General features: G+C 75.1%; 12 protein-coding genes. 4 read left to right on the top strand and 8 right to left on the bottom strand.

The genetic code is table 11. From position 1 onward, the window contains the following. Positions 1-111: 111 nt before the first annotated feature. Positions 112-1,326: an IS110 family transposase gene (locus LQ940_RS02605; protein ID WP_231245224.1), complete on the top strand. Its 1,215-nt coding sequence runs from the start codon at positions 112-114 to the stop codon at positions 1,324-1,326. Positions 1,327-1,336: 10 nt separating this feature from the next. Here the strand turns inward: LQ940_RS02605 and LQ940_RS02600 are convergent, their stop codons facing one another. Beyond that, positions 1,337-4,687, bottom strand: coding sequence for a BTAD domain-containing putative transcriptional regulator (locus LQ940_RS02600; RefSeq protein ID WP_231245107.1), 3,351 nt, complete (start codon positions 4,685-4,687; stop codon positions 1,337-1,339). 105 nt (positions 4,688-4,792) lie between these two features. Here LQ940_RS02600 and LQ940_RS02595 point away from each other — a divergent pair, with 105 nt between their 5' ends. From LQ940_RS02595 to LQ940_RS02585, 3 genes are all read left to right on the top strand, one after another. Next, complete coding sequence (locus tag LQ940_RS02595) at positions 4,793-5,110, top strand: DUF4235 domain-containing protein (protein WP_231245106.1); 318 nt, start codon at positions 4,793-4,795, stop codon at positions 5,108-5,110. 57 nt (positions 5,111-5,167) lie between these two features. Further along, positions 5,168-7,117 (top strand): sensor histidine kinase, encoded by a 1,950-nt coding sequence (locus LQ940_RS02590; protein WP_231245105.1) that lies wholly within the window; start codon positions 5,168-5,170, stop codon positions 7,115-7,117. Between the two features lie 79 nt (positions 7,118-7,196). Beyond that, positions 7,197-8,195: an NAD-dependent epimerase/dehydratase family protein gene (locus LQ940_RS02585; protein ID WP_231245104.1), complete on the top strand. Its 999-nt coding sequence runs from the start codon at positions 7,197-7,199 to the stop codon at positions 8,193-8,195. Here LQ940_RS02585 and LQ940_RS02580 read toward each other — a convergent pair. From LQ940_RS02580 to LQ940_RS02550, 7 genes are read right to left on the bottom strand one after another with little or no spacing between them, the layout of a single operon-like run. Further along, a complete protein-coding gene (locus LQ940_RS02580) occupies positions 8,131-9,081 on the bottom strand; it encodes a glycosyltransferase family 9 protein (RefSeq protein ID WP_231245103.1) in 951 nt (316 codons plus the stop codon). The two genes, LQ940_RS02585 and LQ940_RS02580, sit on opposite strands and share 65 nt — an antisense overlap. Further along, the gene (locus LQ940_RS02575; RefSeq protein ID WP_231245102.1) at positions 9,078-10,457 is read right to left on the bottom strand and encodes a PfkB family carbohydrate kinase; all 1,380 of its coding nucleotides are present in this window, start codon (positions 10,455-10,457) and stop codon (positions 9,078-9,080) included. The genes LQ940_RS02580 and LQ940_RS02575 overlap by 4 nt, the downstream gene beginning before the upstream one ends. Before the next feature lies 1 nt (position 10,458). Beyond that, positions 10,459-11,112: a D-sedoheptulose-7-phosphate isomerase gene (locus tag LQ940_RS02570; protein ID WP_231245101.1), complete on the bottom strand. Its 654-nt coding sequence runs from the start codon at positions 11,110-11,112 to the stop codon at positions 10,459-10,461. Then, positions 11,109-12,320, bottom strand: coding sequence for a glycosyltransferase (locus tag LQ940_RS02565; protein ID WP_231245100.1), 1,212 nt, complete (start codon positions 12,318-12,320; stop codon positions 11,109-11,111). Before LQ940_RS02565 ends, LQ940_RS02570 begins: the two co-directional genes overlap by 4 nt. A gap of 16 nt (positions 12,321-12,336) precedes the next feature. Beyond that, a complete protein-coding gene (locus LQ940_RS02560; protein WP_231245099.1) occupies positions 12,337-13,362 on the bottom strand; it encodes a glycosyltransferase family 9 protein in 1,026 nt (341 codons plus the stop codon). Continuing rightward, a complete protein-coding gene (locus tag LQ940_RS02555; RefSeq protein ID WP_231245098.1) occupies positions 13,359-14,867 on the bottom strand; it encodes an HAD-IIIA family hydrolase in 1,509 nt (502 codons plus the stop codon). Before LQ940_RS02555 ends, LQ940_RS02560 begins: the two co-directional genes overlap by 4 nt. Then, on the bottom strand, positions 14,864-16,504 hold the full coding sequence (locus tag LQ940_RS02550; protein ID WP_269217227.1) for a carbamoyltransferase family protein: 1,641 nt from the start codon (positions 16,502-16,504) through the stop codon (positions 14,864-14,866). Before LQ940_RS02550 ends, LQ940_RS02555 begins: the two co-directional genes overlap by 4 nt. Between the last annotated feature and the right edge of the window lie 116 nt (positions 16,505-16,620).

Here is a 16,620-nt window from a genome sequence, read left to right as displayed (position 1 = left end):
GTGCAGACCGGCCATAGGGCTTTGCACCGCGAGTGCCGCAGTGACCAACCGGCCGTCACGTCCCGGGGCCGGAGTGCTGATTCCGTGGGCTATACGGAAGGAGCACTAATCATGGAGGCTACGCCCACTTTCGCTGGGATCGACTGGTCCTGGCAGCACCACGCGTTGTGCATCGTCGATGACGATGGGCAGCGCATCGAGGAAGTCACGCTCCCGCACTCGAAGCCGGGACTGGGCAAGATCACGACCTTGCTGCGCCGTCACGGCGTGGCCCAGGTCGGGATCGAACGTGGCGACGGGCCGGTGGTCGAGCATCTGATCCGCGACGGATTCGAGGTCGTGGTGATCTCGGCGCGTCAAGTGAAGTCGCTACGTGCGCGCTACGGCAGTGCAGGCAACAAGGACGACCGGTTCGACGCGTTTGTCCTGGCCGACGCCTTACGCACCGACACCGCACGCTGGGCGGTTGTACAACCCGATACCGAGGAGACGATCGCGTTGCGGATGCTGGTGCGTTCGCGTCACGACTTGATCGATCACCGGATTGCGGTGCATAACCAGCTGTTGGCGGTGTTGCAGCACAACTTCCCCGGAGCGATCGGACTGTTCAGCCAGCTCGACATCGGTATCAGCCTGGCGTTCTTGCGCCGGTTCCCGACCGAAGCCAAGGCCGCGTGGCTGTCCCAGCTTCGAATGGCGCACTGGCTCAAGGCCAATGGCTACTGCGGTCGCCAGAGCGCCGCCGATCTCGTCGACCACCTGCGCAACGCAGCCACCGGACGCGTGAGCGGCCCAGCAGCCGAAGCCAGCGAACTCGTCGTACTCACCCTGGTCGACCTGCTCAGCAAGCTCCGCGAACAGCAATCGATCCTCGAGACCCGGATCAAGGAAGCGCTCCTCGCGCACCCCGACGGCCCGATCTTCCAGTCCCTCCCACGCGCTGGAACCGTGCGCGCCGCAACCCTCCTGGCCGAGATTGGCGACTGCCGCGCCCGCTTCCCAGATGCCGCCGCGCTCGCCGCAGCCGCCGGGGTCGCACCCTCAACCAGACAGTCCGGCAAACACCTCAACGTCGCCTACCGACGCGGCTGCAACAAGACTCTCCGCGCCGCGCTCATCGACTGGGCTCAAGACACCCCGCGCGCCAACGCCTGGGCCCGCGATACCTACGACCGCGCCCGCCAGCGCGGCTGCCGCCACCCCCACGCGGCAAGGATCCTGGCCCAAGCCTGGACCAGGATCCTCTGGCGCTGCTGGCACGACCAAGTGCCCTACAACCCCGACCTACACGGCCGGCTCAGCCTCATCACCAAGGAGGCTGCTTGACATAGGGCTGTCAGACGGTGTAGCGCCGCCGCGTCTCCAAGAGCTCCGACTCCACCCGCGACAGGCCCCACGCGCGGGCGAGGACCACGGCATCGTCGGCGTGGGCCGACGCCGCCTGGTCCTTCCCGAGAGCCTTCGCCCCCCAGGCCAGGAAGGTGTCGACCGGGCCGATCGGCACGGCGCTGCCCGCCGTGCACATGCGTCCCGCGTAGGGCGCCGCGAGCGGGTAGGCGCGCGCCGCGAGCTCGCGGTCGTCAAGCCCGAGGGCGATCTCGCACGCCAGGCAGGCGTTGACGAGACCGACGTACGTCGCGTCGGTCAGGTCGACGCCCTGGTGACCGTGCAGCGCCCGGGCCAGGTCCCGCTGCCCGGCACGCAGCAGCACCACCACGGCCACGGGGCCCGCGGGGATGGTGGTGTCGGCGACGAAGTCGGCCATGGCCTGGGCCACCTGCTCGTACTCGCCTGCCAGCATGGAGCGGGCCACGGTGGTGACGGTGAGCGCGTCGGCCAGGTTGGGCATCCGCAGCCGCTGCGCGAGCTCGCCGAGCCGGGCCAGCGAGGCATCGGCCTGATCGAGGTCGCCCCACATGGTCAGCCACGGGACCTCGAGCACCCGCAGGAACGCCTCGGCCGTGGCCAGCCCCCGTCGTCGACACTGGTCACTCAGCCGTGGAAGGGCGTCCCGCACGGTCGCCACGTCCCCGAGCTCGCTGGCCACCGACGCCCCCAGGGCATCGGCCAGGAGCCGGAGGCGGCCGTCCCCGACGGCATCCGCCGCCTCGCGGGCGACCACGACGTAGCGCGCGCGATCGGCTGCGGCGTCGGCGCGAGCGCGCGCGGAGAAGGCGCCGAGGTAGGCGGTGGCGCACAGCCGGGGCTCCTGCTCGCCGTCGGCGATGGCCAGTGCCTCCTCGACCAGAGCGTCGATGCGGGCCTGGTCGCCGCCGTAGTAGAGCTCCATCGCCAGCGCCAGCAGCGCCCGGCAGCGCAGGCCGGGCTCCGTGGCCGGCAGGGCGAGGAGAGCGCGCTCGAGCGCCTCCACGATGGGGTGGTGCACCGTGCCGTAGGGGCGCACCTGCCACAGGGCGCCCTCCATCGTCGAGATCGCGGCCCGGGCCGCCAGCCTCGGGTCCCCCAGTCGCTCGGCCACGACCACGGCCTCGTCCACGGCGTCCGAGACGCCCTGCCAGTCCGCGCTCCAGCGGCACGCCTCCGCGAGGAGGATGAGCAGCTCGAAGCGCTCGCCGTCGCCGCTGCCGATGTCGAGCTCCTGCCACCCGACGGCGCGGCGCAGCAGGCGGGCCTCCTCGTCGTAGGCGCCGTCCAGCCGCGCCTGCTCGGCGGCCACGAGCACCGAGCGCCAGGCCTCGCCGACCCAGCCGTAGCCCGCGAGCTCCCAGTGGTGCGCCAGCGCCGCGCGCTGGTCGGGGCGCCGCAGCCCGGAGCGGCGCTCGAGCACCTGGCTCACCGCCCGGTGCCACGCGGCCCGGGTGTGCTGGGGCTGGTGCGCGTGGACCGCCTCGCGCACGACCCCGTGGGAGAAGCGGTACGCCGCGTTGACCCGGCCCTCGTCGACCACCAGGCCGGTTGCCAGAGCCGGGGCCAGCAGCTGCGCGGTCTCGGTGTCGCTGCGCCCGGTCATCAGGCTGAGCAGGTCGAGGTCGACGACGATGTCGATGACCGAGGCCGCCTCGAGCAGCCGGACCGTGTCGTCGGGCAGTGCCCGCACGCGGCTCAGGACCACGTCCGAGAGCGATCCCGACAGTGCGCCGCCGGACAGTGCCAGCTCGGTGAGGAAGAACGGGTTGCCGGCGGCGCGCTCCCACAGGTCGCGCACGGTGTCCCGGTGGACGCTCCCGGCGACCGCGGCGACGAGGTCGCCCGCGGCGTCGACATCCAGCCCGTCCAGGTCGAGGCGCGTGGTCTGCCCCCGCGCCAGCGCGGCCGCGAGGTCACCCACCACCCGATCCGTGGCGCCGTCCAAGCGCGCGGTGACGACCACGCACAGGCGCTGGTGACGCACGACGGACTGCAGGTGCACCAGCAGCCGTCGGGTCGGCTCGTCGGCCCACTGGACGTCCTCCAGCACCAGGAGCAGTGGGTGCGCGCTGGCCGCGTCGCACAGCGCCCCGGCGACCGCGTCCCACGTGGCGAAGTCGTCGGCGGGTGCGGTGTCGAGCAGACCGACGACCTCGGGGGCGTCGGCCAGCTGGTCGGCCAGGCTCCGCGCGATGACCCGCCACGGCCACAGCGGTGGTGGGCCGTCCGCCGAGCACTGTCCGACGGCGACCGTGAAGCCCTGCTCGAACGCACTCAGCGAGAGCTCGAGCGCGAGCCGGGACTTGCCGACGCCCGCCTCCCCCGTGAGCAGGACGACGTGCGGGCGGCCGGCGATCACGTCGGTGACGACCTCGCCCAGGCGGTGGGTCTCCTCGGACCGGCCGGCCAGAGGCCAGCGCGGCACCGGCGGTGACTCGCGGAAGTGCGACGGGCGGGCCTCCATCGGCGGCCCGGCGCCGCGGACCGGAAGCGCCGACGAGGGCGCACGGGACCAGCCCAGGGAGGGGTCCTGCCGCAGGATGGCCGTGTGCAGCTCGCGGACCGGCGGGCTCGGGTCGACGCCCAGCTCGTCGGCCAGGAGCGCACGCAGCGACTGCAGCGACTGCAGGGCCTCGGCCTGCCGACCACTGCGGGCGAGCGCCACGGCGAGCAGCGCCCACCACCGTTCGTGGAGCGGGTGCTCGGTGGTCTTCGCCGCGAGCTCCGGCACCACCTCGACATGGCGACCGAGGGCCATCCGCGCCACCACGCGCAGCTCCTGGGCCGACGCATTCAGGTCTCTCAGGCGAGCCCGCTCGGCCTCGGCCGCGGGGTCCTCGCCGAGCTCGGGGTACGGCTCCCCGCGCCACAGGCCGACGACGTGGTCCAGTCCGACAAGGGCCTCGGTGACCGCCGCGGCGCCGGCGGCATCGGTGCGCGGGCGCAGGTGGTCGGGTACGGCGCGCAGGAGCGCGCGAGCCTCGGCGACCGCGCGCTCCACCGCGTGGTCGTCGCGCCCCTCGCGCGGCGTCCGCAGCGCGTAGCCGCTCTCCACGGTCACCAGCACCCGGGGCGACTCGCGCGGCGCCCGGTCCGGCTCGAGGCTGCGGCGCAGCCCGGCGACGTACCCGTGCAGCGTGGCGAGCGCCCCCGGCGGCGGATCGGCCCCCCAGACCCGGGCGATCAGCGTCTCGCTGGCCACAGGCGTCCCGTCGGCGAGGGCGAGCCCGGCGACGATGGCGCGCTGGCGCCGCGTGCCGAGGTCGACGATCCGGTCGCCGGCGTGGACCTCGACGGGTCCCAGGACGGCGGTGCGCACGCGGCCAGCCTATGGAACGGCGATATCAGACGCATAGGGATGAGGCGGATGCCGGCCCCTGCATCCGCTGCCGGATGGAGCCGACCGGAGTGGGTACCGCGACTCATGGCCTCCGACAGCTCCAAGATCTTCACCGCCGTCTCGCTCGTCTCGGCCCTGGGCGCCGCCGCCATGGCCAAGAAGGGGCTCAACGCGTCCTGGAAGGCGGCCACCGGCAAGAACCCACCGGCGAACCCGGCGGACCCGGACGTGAACGTGTGGGAGGCGGTCGCGTGGGCCGCGGTCAGCGGCACGCTGATCGCGCTCGCCCGGATGTTCGCGACCCGCCAGGCCGCGCAGGTCTACGCCAAGCAGACCGGTCACCTGCCACCGGGCCTGCGCAAGGACGGCCAGGACCCGGACGCACCCACACCGGTGTCATGACCCTCGCGTGAGCCGGCCCACGGACCTGCGAGACTTGCCTCCCGTCGGGAGGTGAGCGTGGGTCCGGTTCGCGCACAGGTCGGAGATCTGCGACCGATCTACCAGATCATGCGCCGTATCAACGGCGGCGCCGACGTCCACTCGGTGCTGGACGCGGTCGTCGAGGGCGTGGCCCAGGCGGTCGGGTTCGAGGTCGCGGCGATCAGCTACCTCACGCGCGACCTGACCTTCCACGTCGCCGCTGTCTCCGGCAGCGCCGAGGCCCGCGAGCAGCTCCTCGGCATGGAGGTGCCGCTCTCCTCGATGGAGGACGAGCTGACCGTGGCCGACCAGTGGGGCTCCCTGCTCTTCATCCCCGCCGGGCGCCTGGGGGATGTCTCGACCGGCTGGCTCCCCGCCGCGGAGTCCGGCGCGAGCGCCCCGCTGGACCCGGAGCGCTGGCGCCCGGAGGACACCCTGCGCTCACCGCTGCGCTCCCCCGAGGGCGAGCTCCTGGGGCTGCTCTCGGTCGACGTGCCCGTGGACGGCAGACGCCCCGACCAGTCGCGCCGCGAGCTGCTGGAGATGTACTCCGACCTCGCCGGCATCGCGCTGCACAACGCGCGTCGCGCCACCGAGCTGGAGGAGCAGGTGAGGCTGGCCGGCGCCGTCGAGGCGATCCACAGCAACGCGACCCGCTCGCTCGAGGTCACCCACATCGTCGAGAGCAGCGTGCAGCCGATCGCCGAGGCACTCGGGGCCGACAACCTCTGGCTGCGCGCGTTCGCCGACGGCGAGCGGCTCTCGGGCACGGGCGCGCGCTACCCCGACTCCATGGCGGCCGGCTCGGACGCGCTGCTGGGGCTGGTCACCCGCACGGCCAAGGAGGCCTGGGCCCGCAGGCGGGTGTCCCTGGTCCGGATCGAGGGGGGTGGCGCGAGGATCGGGGCGACCGAGCACGCCACGGAGCCGGTGGTCACCGAGCGCACCACGGCACCCGCCGGGCCCAGCCTGGACGCCCAGGACCGCACGCAGGTGGCGGACGGCAGGGCCGGATGGGTCCCGCGCCGTCCGCTCCGCGAGGACCCCGAGGACCCCCAGCAGCACGTGCTGGTGGAGTACGTCAGGCCGCTGGACGCGCAGACGATCCTGCTGGCACCGCTCGGCGCGGGCAACGACTGTCTGGGCTACCTGGTCCTGCTGCGCCGCACGGGCGGCCCCGAGTTCTCGCCGTACGAGGTGCAGGCGGCCGGGCAGATCGCCCGCAACCTGGGGCAGGCCGTGCTGAACGCCCGGCTGCTCGAGCGTGAGCACGTCCTGGTCGGCCAGCTGGAGGCGCTCGACCATTACAAGAGCGACCTGATCTCCACGGTCTCGCACGAGCTGCGTACGCCGCTCACCGCCATCACCGGCCACCTCGAGCTGATCGAGGACGACCCGGCCTCCGCACCGTCGAACAGCTTCCGGGTCATCGGCCGCAACCTCGAGCGGGTCATGGCGCTCATCGACGACCTGCTGACGCTGAAGAAGCTCACCGACACCGACACCACCACCGCGGCCGGGGTCGTCGACCTGCACCAGGCCGCCCTCGACGCGGTCTCGGCCTTCCGCCCCACGGCCACGGACAAGGGGATCGCCCTGGCACTGACGCCGCACGCGGGCCCGCTGCTGATCAGCGGCGACCGGGACGAGCTGGAGCGGGTCGCGCTGAACCTGGTCGGCAACGCGGTGAAGTACACGCCGCCCGGCGGGGCCGTCACCGTCACGACCGCGCGCACCGAGCGCTTCGTGCGGCTGGTGGTGCAGGACACCGGCTACGGCATCAGCCTGCGCGACCAGGAGGAGCTGTTCACGGAGTTCTTCCGCTCCACCAACCCCGACGCCCTCGCGCTGCCGGGCACCGGCCTGGGGCTGAGCATCGTGCGCCGGATCGTCCAGCGCCACGGCGGCTCGATCCTCCTCGACTCCCACCTGGGCCGGGGCAGCACCTTCACGGTGCGTCTCCCGCTCAGCCGCACCACCGCCTAGCCCGCCGCCCCGCGGCAGGTGTCGTCGCGCGGCGGAGGGGTACTGGCGCGGATCGGTCGAGCGACGGAAGGACGCGCGGGTGAGCCAGGGGCTGGTGGGAGCGCGAGCGGTGGTCACGGGCGGTGCGGGCTTCGTGGGGTCCTGGCTGTGTGAGCGGCTGCTCTCCGAGGGCGCCGAGGTGGTCTGTGTCGACTCGCTGCTGACCGGCCACCGCGACAACGTGGCCCACCTGAGGGAGCGCGCCGGCTTCCACCTGGTGGTGGCCGACGTCTGCGACTGCGTGCCGGTCACCAGTCCCGTCGACCTCGTCTTCCACCTGGCGTCTCCGGCGTCGCCGCTGCACTACCTCCGGCTGCCGCTCGAGACGCTGCGCGTGGGCAGCGTCGGCACCACGAACGCGCTCGAGCTGGCGGCGGAGCACGGCGCGAGATTCCTGCTCGCGTCCACCTCGGAGGTCTACGGCGACCCGGCGCGACACCCCCAGCCCGAGGACTACTGGGGCAACGTCAACCCGATCGGCCCGCGCAGCGTCTACGACGAGGCCAAGCGCTTCTCCGAGGCCACGACCGCGGCGTACCGGCGACACCGCGGCGTCGACACCGTGATCGCCCGGATCTTCAACACCTACGGTCCCCGCATGGCGGTGGCCGACGGCCGCGTGGTGCCGACCTTCGTGCAGCAGGCGCTCGACGGGGAGCCGCTCACGGTCGCGGGGGACGGCCGCCAGTCGAGGTCGCTCTGCTACGTCGAGGACACCGTGGAGGGGCTGCTGCGCCTGGCCTTGTCCGGCCTCCAGGGGCCGGTCAACATCGGCAACGACGACGAGACCACGATGCTCGAGCTGGCGCACACCGTGCTGACGCTCACCGGGTCGTCCTCGCAGATCCGGTTCATCGAGCTGCCCGAGGACGACCCCCGCCTGCGCCGACCCGACCTGACCGTCGCCCGGGAGCGGCTGGGCTGGAGCCCGATGACGCCCAACGACGTGGGCCTCAAGCGGACGGTGGAGTGGGTCACCCAGCAGCTGTCGTCCGGGACAAGGCGCCGTCCAGCGACGTCAGCACCTCCGGCACGCTGACTCGCAGCAGGGCCGGGTCGGGCCGGGAGCCGTGCGGGTCGCCGACCCCACTCCCGCGCCAGAGCACCGTGTGCGGCCCCGAGGCGGGCGGCCCCCAGCGGCTCGGTGGCGTGGGCCCGAAGATCACCACCGAGGGCGTGCGGTACGCCGACGCCAGGTGCGCGACGCCCGTGTCACCGCACACGACCACCCGGGCGTGCGCGACCAGGGCGGCCAGACCGGCGAGGTCGGTCGGGCCCAGGGCCGCCTCCGGCGGCAGGCCGGCCAGGGCCACCACCCGCTCGATGAGGGCCGCCTCTGCGGGAGAGCCGGTGACCACCGGCCGCTCCCCCGACCGAGCCAGGTGCCGCGCCACCGCGGCGAACCGCTCGGCCGGCCAGCGCCGGCTCGCCGAGGCGGCTCCCGGGTGGACCACGGCGGCCCCCACGGCCGCCGGGGGGCGGCTCGGGGCCGCGAGCAGCAGGTCCTCCGGGTCGGCGTGCCCCCCGAACGCGGCATCCACCAGCCGGCACCAGCGGCGCACCTCGTGCTCGTCGGGATCCCACCGCGGTCCCGCCAGCCGGGTTCCGTCGCCAACGGGGCCGGCGAAGGCCACCAGCCGCCGCGGGTGCAGGACCTCCAGCAGTCGCTTGGTCTCCGGCCCGTTGCCGTGCAGGTCCACCGCCACCTCCGGCGGTGCGCCCGGCCAGGCGATCTGCTCCAGCTCCCCGGTGGGCAGCAGCCGGTCGACGGCGCCGCTGAGCTCCGCCAGAGGTCGCAGCGCCTCGGGCGCGGCCAGCACCATGGTGTGGCCGGGCAGCGCGCGGCGCAGCCCGCGCAGCGCCGGGACGCCGGTCAGGAAGTCGCCGAGCCCGAGCGCGCGCAGCGCCAGGACCCGCGGGCTCACGACCGCTCCGCCGCCCGGGCCGCGGCGGTGGAGACCAGGCGGGTGGTCGACCGGCCGTCGAGGTACGGCACGACGACCGAGACCCCACCCCACTCCCGCAGCAGCGCGGCCTCCGGCAGCTCGGCACCGGCGTAGTCGCCCCCCTTCACCCAGACGTCGGGGCGCAGGCCGCGCAAAACCTGCGCCGGGGTGTCCTCCTCGAAGACGAGGACCGCGTCGACCGGCGCGAGCGCCGCCAGGACCCGGGCGCGGTCCTGCTGAGGGACCAGCGGCCGCCCGGGGCCCTTGAGCCGGCGGACGGAGTCGTCGGAGTTGAGGCAGACCACGAGGCAGTCCCCCAGGGCACGGGCGGCCTCGAGGGTGGCGACGTGGCCGGCGTGCAGCAGGTCGAAGCAGCCGCCGGTCGCGACGACCGTGCCGCCCGCCGACCGGACCGCGGCCAGGGGATCGGGCGCGGGTGCGGACGAACCGGAGACCGCGAGTCCGGCGGCGCCCCCGCCGGCGACGAAGTCGGCCGCCGCCAGCACGGCCTCCTGGACGGCCTCGAGCGTCACCGCACCGCGGGCCAGCGCCACCGCGGCGGCGCTCGCGAAGCGGTCCCCGGCACCGCAGGTGTCGCCGGCGCGCACGGCCGGCGCGGGGACCACCGACGGCGAGGTCTCGCCGTGCGAGAGCAGGGCGCCGTCGGGCCCGAGGGTCACCGCGACCGCATGGGCCGCCCAGGCCCGGACCAGCGCGGCGGCCTCGTCGGCGATCGCGGCGAGCCCGGTGCGTCCCTCGGTGAGGAGGCCGGACCGGCCGGCCAGGAGGGAGGCCTCGTCCCGGTTGGGCGTCACCAGACGGCAGCCCGCGACGGGGGCCGAGCCGCGCGGGTGTGGGTCCCACACCACCGGCGCCCGGCGAGCCGCGGCGGCGACCGCGCGCCGTACGGTGTCGCTGCCGGTGAGCCCGTGGCCGTAGTCGGAGACCAGCACGGCACCGGCGCCGGCCAGTGCCTCGAGCGCGTCGGGCCCCAGGTCGGCCGGCGTGCCGGCGATCCCGCTGTCCAACCGGAGCAGGCTCTGACCGCGGGCACGCACCCGGCGCTTGACCACGGTGGCGCCGTCGTGGCCGACCGGCACCAGGCGGACCCCGGCTTCGGCCACCAGCTCGGCCAGCGCCGCGGCGTCCGCGTCGTCGGCGAGGGCGGTCACCAGGACGACGTCGTGGCCCGAGCGGGCCGCCATCGCGGCGGCGAGTGCCGCGCCGCCGGGGCGGCGTACCTCCTCCAGCCGGTCGAGCACCGGCACCGGGGCGTCCGGGGTGAGCCGGCTCGCCGTGCCGGACAGGTCGGCATCGAGCAGGGAGTCGCCGAGGACGACCAGGGGGCCCGCCACGTCAGGCCCCCAGGCCGCGGGCGGCGGCGAGCTCGGCGGGGCTCCTGCGGGTGCGCGAGACCCCTACCTCCAGGGTGCGGTCGAGGGCCGCGCAGAGGATGTGGAGGGCGACGAGGTGCAGCTCCTGCACGGTGGCGGTGTAGGGCGCGTCCACCGCGCAGCTCTCGGTCGAGTGCTCGGCCAGGGGGTTGGGGAGCGCCCCTGTCATCGACCAGACCTCCAGGCCCGCGGCGACCCCACGGCGGGCGGCAGCGACGAGGTTCTCGCTCCGGCCGCTCGTGGACATCAGGACGAGCACGTCGCCCGGGCGGCCGTGCGCCTCCACCTGGCGGGCGAACAGCTCGCTGGCCGGGTAGTCGTTGCAGATGGCGGTGAGGCTCGACGTCTCGGCGCTCAGGCAGATCGCCGAGAACGGCGGCCGGTCCTCGCGGTAGCGGCCCACCAGCTCCGCCGTCAGGTGCTGGGCCTGGGCCGCGCTGCCGCCGTTGCCGGCCGCCAGCAGGCGACCGCCCCCGGCCAGCACCCGGGCCAGCCGCACGCCCCAGTCGTCGACGAGGTCCACGCAGGGGGCGAACCGGTCGAGGGCCAGCGTGAGCTCGTGCAGGTGCTCGTGGTCGCACGGCGTGTGCCGCGGGCGTCGGTTCGTCGCGGTCATCGGAGCACCTCCGTGGTCGGGCGGACGGTCGTGCCCGCGAGTGCGTGGTAGACCGCCTCGGCGCGGGCCACGACCTGACGCCAGTCGTAGAGCTCGACGGCGCGGCGCCGGCCGGCACGGCCGTAGGCGGCCCGTCGTGCCGGGTCGTCGAGGAGCTCGCGCAGCACGCGGGCCAGCTCGTGCGGTCGCCGGGGCGCGACCAGCTCGCCGGTGTGGCCCGGGACCACAGTGTCGAGCAACCCGCCGACGGCCGTGCCCACCACCGGCCGAGCGCAGGCCATGGCCTCCAGCGGCACGATGCCGAACGGCTCGTACCACGGCACGGCGACGACCGCGTCGCTGGCGCGGATCAGGTCGGGTACGTCCGAGGCGTCGACGCTGCCGAGGAAGCGGACCCGGTCCGCCACGCCCAGGCGGCGAGCCAGGCGGCGCAGCCGGTGCACCTCGGGATCGGCGTCCAGCGCGTCGGCACGCGGCCCGCCGGCGATCTGGAGCTCGGCGTCGGGGATCCTCGCCAGCGCCTCGATGGCGTTCCCGACGCCCTTGCGCTCCACCAGGCGCCCGATGACCAGTAGCCGGTGCCGGTCCCCGCGCTCGCCACGGGGCCCCGGGCGGAAGCGGCGTACGTCCACCCCGCACGGGATCACGCTGGCCCGTCCCGACTCCAGGCCCAGGGACCGCAGCTCCTCCACCTCGTCGGTGCAGGTGGCGACCACGTGCGTCGCCTCGCGGCACAGCCGACGCTCGTGGTCAATGCGCGAGGCGGGGCTGGTGTCGGCGGGGCCCTGCTCGCGTCGCTTGACCGAGCCGAGGGCGTGGAAGGTCTGGACCACCGGGACCTCGAGACCGCGGGTGGCGCGCAGCGAGGCCAGCCCGCTCATCCAGAAGTGGGCGTGCACCAGGTCGACCGGCTCGTTGAGCCACCGCGCGCGCAGCTGGTCGCCGAAGGCGTCCATGTAGGGCAGCAGGTCGTCCTTGGGCACCTCCGTGGGCGGGCCCGCCAGGACCCGCTCGACGGCGTACCCGCCGGCCACCTCGACCCGCGCCGGGCCGCCGGGACTGTCGCGGCGTGTGTAGACGGTGACGTCGTGGCCCGACCCGGCGAGCCCGGCGGCGAGGGCCGCGACGTAGACGTTCTGCCCACCGGCGTCGACCCCGCCCAGGGCGGCCAGCGGGCTCGCGTGCTCGGAGACCAGGGCGATCCTCATGGTGTCCTCCTTCTCCTCATGCCGGCTCCGCGACGGGTGGGGCGCTGAGGGCCACCACCGCGGAGAGCACGTCGTCGGGGGTGACGGATGCGAGACAGGGATGGCCCGGCACGGGGCAGGCCGTGGCACGCGAGTCGCGGCAGGGCGCGGTCTGGTCGCCGAGCAGCACCCGGGGCACGCCGTACGGCGCCCAGCGCACCGCGGGGACCGTCGGCGCGAACAGCGAGACCACCGGGGTGCCCACGGCCGCCGCGAGGTGCGCGGGGCCGGTGTTGCCGACCACCACGGCCCGGGCGTGGGCGAGGACCGAGGCCAGGCCCACCAGGTTGGTGCGCCCGCCGAGGTCGAGGGCGCCGCTGGCGCCGGCGACGCGAGCCGTGAGGCCGCGCTCGCCCGGGGCGCCGGTGACGACGACCCGGTGCCCGTCGTCCACCAGGCGCCGGCACGTCTCGCGGAACCGGTCCGGCGGCCAGGCCCGCGCCGGGACCGACGTGCCGGGGTGCAGCACGACGTACGGCGGCTCGGGCACCGGCGCCGCCTGGGCCGCCACCCCCCGCACGGCCAGCCGGCCGTCGTCGCCGGGCGGCAGCGGGGCGCCGCACGCGGCGGCCAGCGACAGGGCGCGCTCCGGCTCGGGCAGGTCGTCGGGAAGGCGGTGGCGCACGTCGAGGAGGGAGCCGGGGTAGTCCTCGCAGATCGCCCCGACCCACGCGATCCCGGCCAGGCGCAGCACGAGCGCCGTCGGCAGCGGCGACTGGTGGAAGGAGGTGAAGACGACGGCCCGGTCGAACCGGCGCGCGGCCAGCGCCGCCCGCAGGTCCTCGACGTGCTCGGGGCGCACCGGCTCGGGGTCGGGGTCGACCCACGGCGCGCGCCAGCAGAGGACCTCGTCGACGCCCGGGAGCAGCTCGGCGGCGGCGCGGCCCCGGGGGCCGCAGAGCAGGGTCAGGTGCTCCGCGGCGCCGGCCAGCGCCCGGACCGCCGGCCCGGTGACGAGCACGTCGCCCAGGCTGTCGAGTCGTACGGCGAGGACCCGGCTCACCACTCGCCCGCCATGATGCTCGAGACGGCCGCCGCGAAGGACGGGGCGACGCGGCGCGCCGCGGCGACCTCCTCGGCTCTAGTCGCCGGGGTCGGCACGAGAACGGCCGAGACGCCCGCCGCCGAGGCGGCCTCGACGTCGGCGCCGATGTCGCCGATCATCACCGCGCGGCCGGGGTCCACCCCGGTCTCCGCGCAGGCGCGCTTGAGCATCCCGGGCGCCGGCTTGCGGCAGCCGCAGCCGTCGGCGGGGCCGTGCGGACAGACCTCGACGACGTCGAAGGGTCCGAGCAGCTCCTCGACCCGGGCGTTGACCGCGTCCACCTGCTCGCGGGTGAGGCGCCCCGAGGCGACCCCCGACTGGTTCGTGACGACGGCGAGGCGGACCCCCTCCGCCCGGAGCCGGTCGAGGCTCTCGCGGACGCCGTCGACGGGGCGCACCAGCGCGGGGTCGCCGTTGTAGGGCACGTCGTGGACCAGGGTGCCGTCGCGGTCGAGGAGCACCAGCTCCGGCAGGCCGCGCCAGGGCCGAGCGCCACGGTGGCGCAGGGCGCCGCGCGCGGAGTGGTACGTCGCGGCGAGTGGGATCGCGGCGCTGGTCAGCACCATGCGCCGTACCTCGTCAGTGTCGCGGGGCCCCGGCGCGATCCGGGCCCACGCGAGCTCGGCCGTGCCGGCCGTCCAGGCGGCCAGTCCGGCGAGCGCGACCGCGCGACGCCGGGCGACCAGACCGGCCAGCGCGACGGCGGCCGCGGCGCTGACGGCCAGATGCCGGGGTCGACGACCCACCGGCGCGCCCGCGCGGCGGTGCCAGTCACGACCGTGGACCGCCCGCATCAGGAGGTCGTCGGCGTTGCCGGCCTGCTGTCGCAGGCTGGCCCAGTCGTCGGCCGGCCGCACCGGATGGGTGATCCACCGGGCTCCGTCGAGTATCCGCCGCTCCCCGCCCAGGCGCAGCGCCAGGTCCGCGTCCTCGCGGAAGGCGCGCGGGAACCGCTCGTCGAACCCACCCACCTCCGAGAGCGCGTCGCGGCGGTAGCTGAGGTCGGCGGTGATCCAGCGGGCGGTCTCCAGGCCGGCGGTGCTGCGCTCCCAGTCGGTCGGCGGCCGGTGCCCGGACAGCGGCACGCGCACCCGGCCGGTGCTGCCCACGCAGTCGCGCGCCTCGGCCCGCGCCAGGTCGTCGGCGAGGGTCTCGTACCAGTCCCGGTCGGGCACGACGTCGTCGTCGAGGAAGGAGACCCAGCGCGAGCGCGCGTGCCGCCAGCCGATGTTGCGGGCGCGCGCCGGTCCGCCGCCGCCCGCGCGCAGCACCCGGACGTCGAGACCGTGGTGCGGGACCTCCTGCGCGAGCCACTGGGCCAGGTCGGGGCCGGAGGGGCGGTCGTCGACCAGGATCACCGGCGCCGTGACGGGTCGGCTCTGTCGGGCGAGTGCCGAGAAGAACACGGCCAGCGTGGGGCGGCCCACCGTCGGTACGACGACGGTGGTGGTCGACGGGGTCATCGCCCCGGTGGTCGTCGGCGGACGACGAAGGGGCCGATGGCGAGCAGCGAGACGGGGGCGGACCCGAAGCACTCGAGGGCGTCGCGCGGGTCGTCGACCATCGGCCGCCCGGCGGTGTTGAGGCTGGTGTTGATGACCACGGGCAGCCCGGTCCGCTGCTCGAAGGCCTCGAGCATCCGAGCCACCAGGGGCTCGTCGTCACGGTCCACCGTCTGCACCCGAGCGGTGCCGTCGACGTGGACGACGGCCGGGATCCGCTCGCGCCACTGCGGCGCCACGTCGTGCACGAAGAGCATGTACGGCGACGGCAGCGGGCCGCGGCTGAAGATCCGGGAGGCACCCTCGGTCAGGACCATCGGCGCGACCGGGCGGAACTGCTCGCGGCCCTTCACGTCGTTGAGGCGCTCGAGGTTGGCCGAGCGACCCGGGTGCGCCAGCAGCGAGCGGTGCCCCAGCGCGCGGGGGCCGTACTCGCTGCGGCCCTGGAACCACGCGACCACTCCGTCCGCCGCCAGGCACTCCGCGACCTCCACGGCCACGTCGGCGGGGCGCTCGAAGTCCACCTGCGCGGTGCGCAGGTACGCCTCGATCTCCTCGTCGCTCCAGCCGCGACCGAGGTCCGCACCCGGCATCGGCCGGATCTCGTCGCCCTCCTCGGCGGCCACGTGCAGGGCGCTGCCCAGCGCGGTCCCGGCGTCGCCGGCCGCGGGCTGCACCCACACCTCGTCGTACCCGCTCTCAGCGTGCAGACGGGTGTTGGCGACGCAGTTGAGCGCGACGCCACCGGCCAGGGTGAGACGATCCCCGCCGGTGCGCCTGCGCAGCCACTGGGCCAGCTCCAGCAGGACCTCCTCCAGGCGTGCCTGCACCGAGGCGGCCAGGTCGGCGTGGTCCTGGTCCCACTCCTCGCCCGGGCGCAGCGGCTTGGCCATCGTGTGCCAGGCGATCGGGTCGGTCGCGAAGCCACCGCGGTCGTCCGTGCGGACGCGGGCCCGGATCTCGTCGTGGAACCGCGGCGTGCCGTAGGACGCCATCGCCATGACCTTGAACTCGTCGGAGGAGCGGAGGAAGCCGAGGTGCTCGGTCAGCTCCTCGTAGAGCAGGCCGAGCGAGTGGGGCAGCTCCTGGGTGGCGTGCACGGTGAGCCGGCCTCCCTCGTAGCGGCCGGCCAGGTGGCTGGCGCACTCCCCACGCCCGTCGAGCACGAGCACGTCGGCGTCCCGGTACGGCGAGGCCAGCGCGCCGGAGGCCGCGTGGGCCACGTGGTGCCGAACGAACCGGACGGCGGCGGGGTCGAGCCCGGGCAGGGAGCTGGCGAGGAACTGGGGCGCCTGGCGGGCGTAGGTCTGGCGCAGGTGGTCCCACGGGTCGTGCAGGCCGAGCGTCTCGGCCGGGCGGGCCAGCGTCGGGTCGAAGGAGTAGGTGACCGCGTCCAGGTCGGACACGTCCACACCCGCCTGCTCGAGGCACCAGCGCGCGGCCTGCTCGGGCAGCTCCCAGGCGGCGAACGGCACCGGACGATGGCCGTGCTTGCGCCGGGAGAAGCGCTCCTCCTCCGCGGCGGCGACCGTCTGTCCGTCGACGACGAGGGCGGCGGCCGGGTCGTGGAAGAGGGCGTTGACACCCAGCACCTTCACGTCGTCTCCTCTCGCAGCAGACAGAGGCGGTTCCCCTGAGCCGTCGCCCCAAACGGCACCCGAAAGGGTGAAGTGGTGCCCGCCTCGGGCATGAAGCCGGCGACCCCGGGCACTGG

Origin of the sequence: Nocardioides sp. cx-173, from assembly GCF_021117365.1 — a bacterium.
GTDB lineage: Bacteria > Actinomycetota > Actinomycetes > Propionibacteriales > Nocardioidaceae > Nocardioides.
The sequence above is the reverse complement of the archived record's forward strand: the minus strand, read 5'-3'. Positions and strand labels throughout refer to the sequence as shown.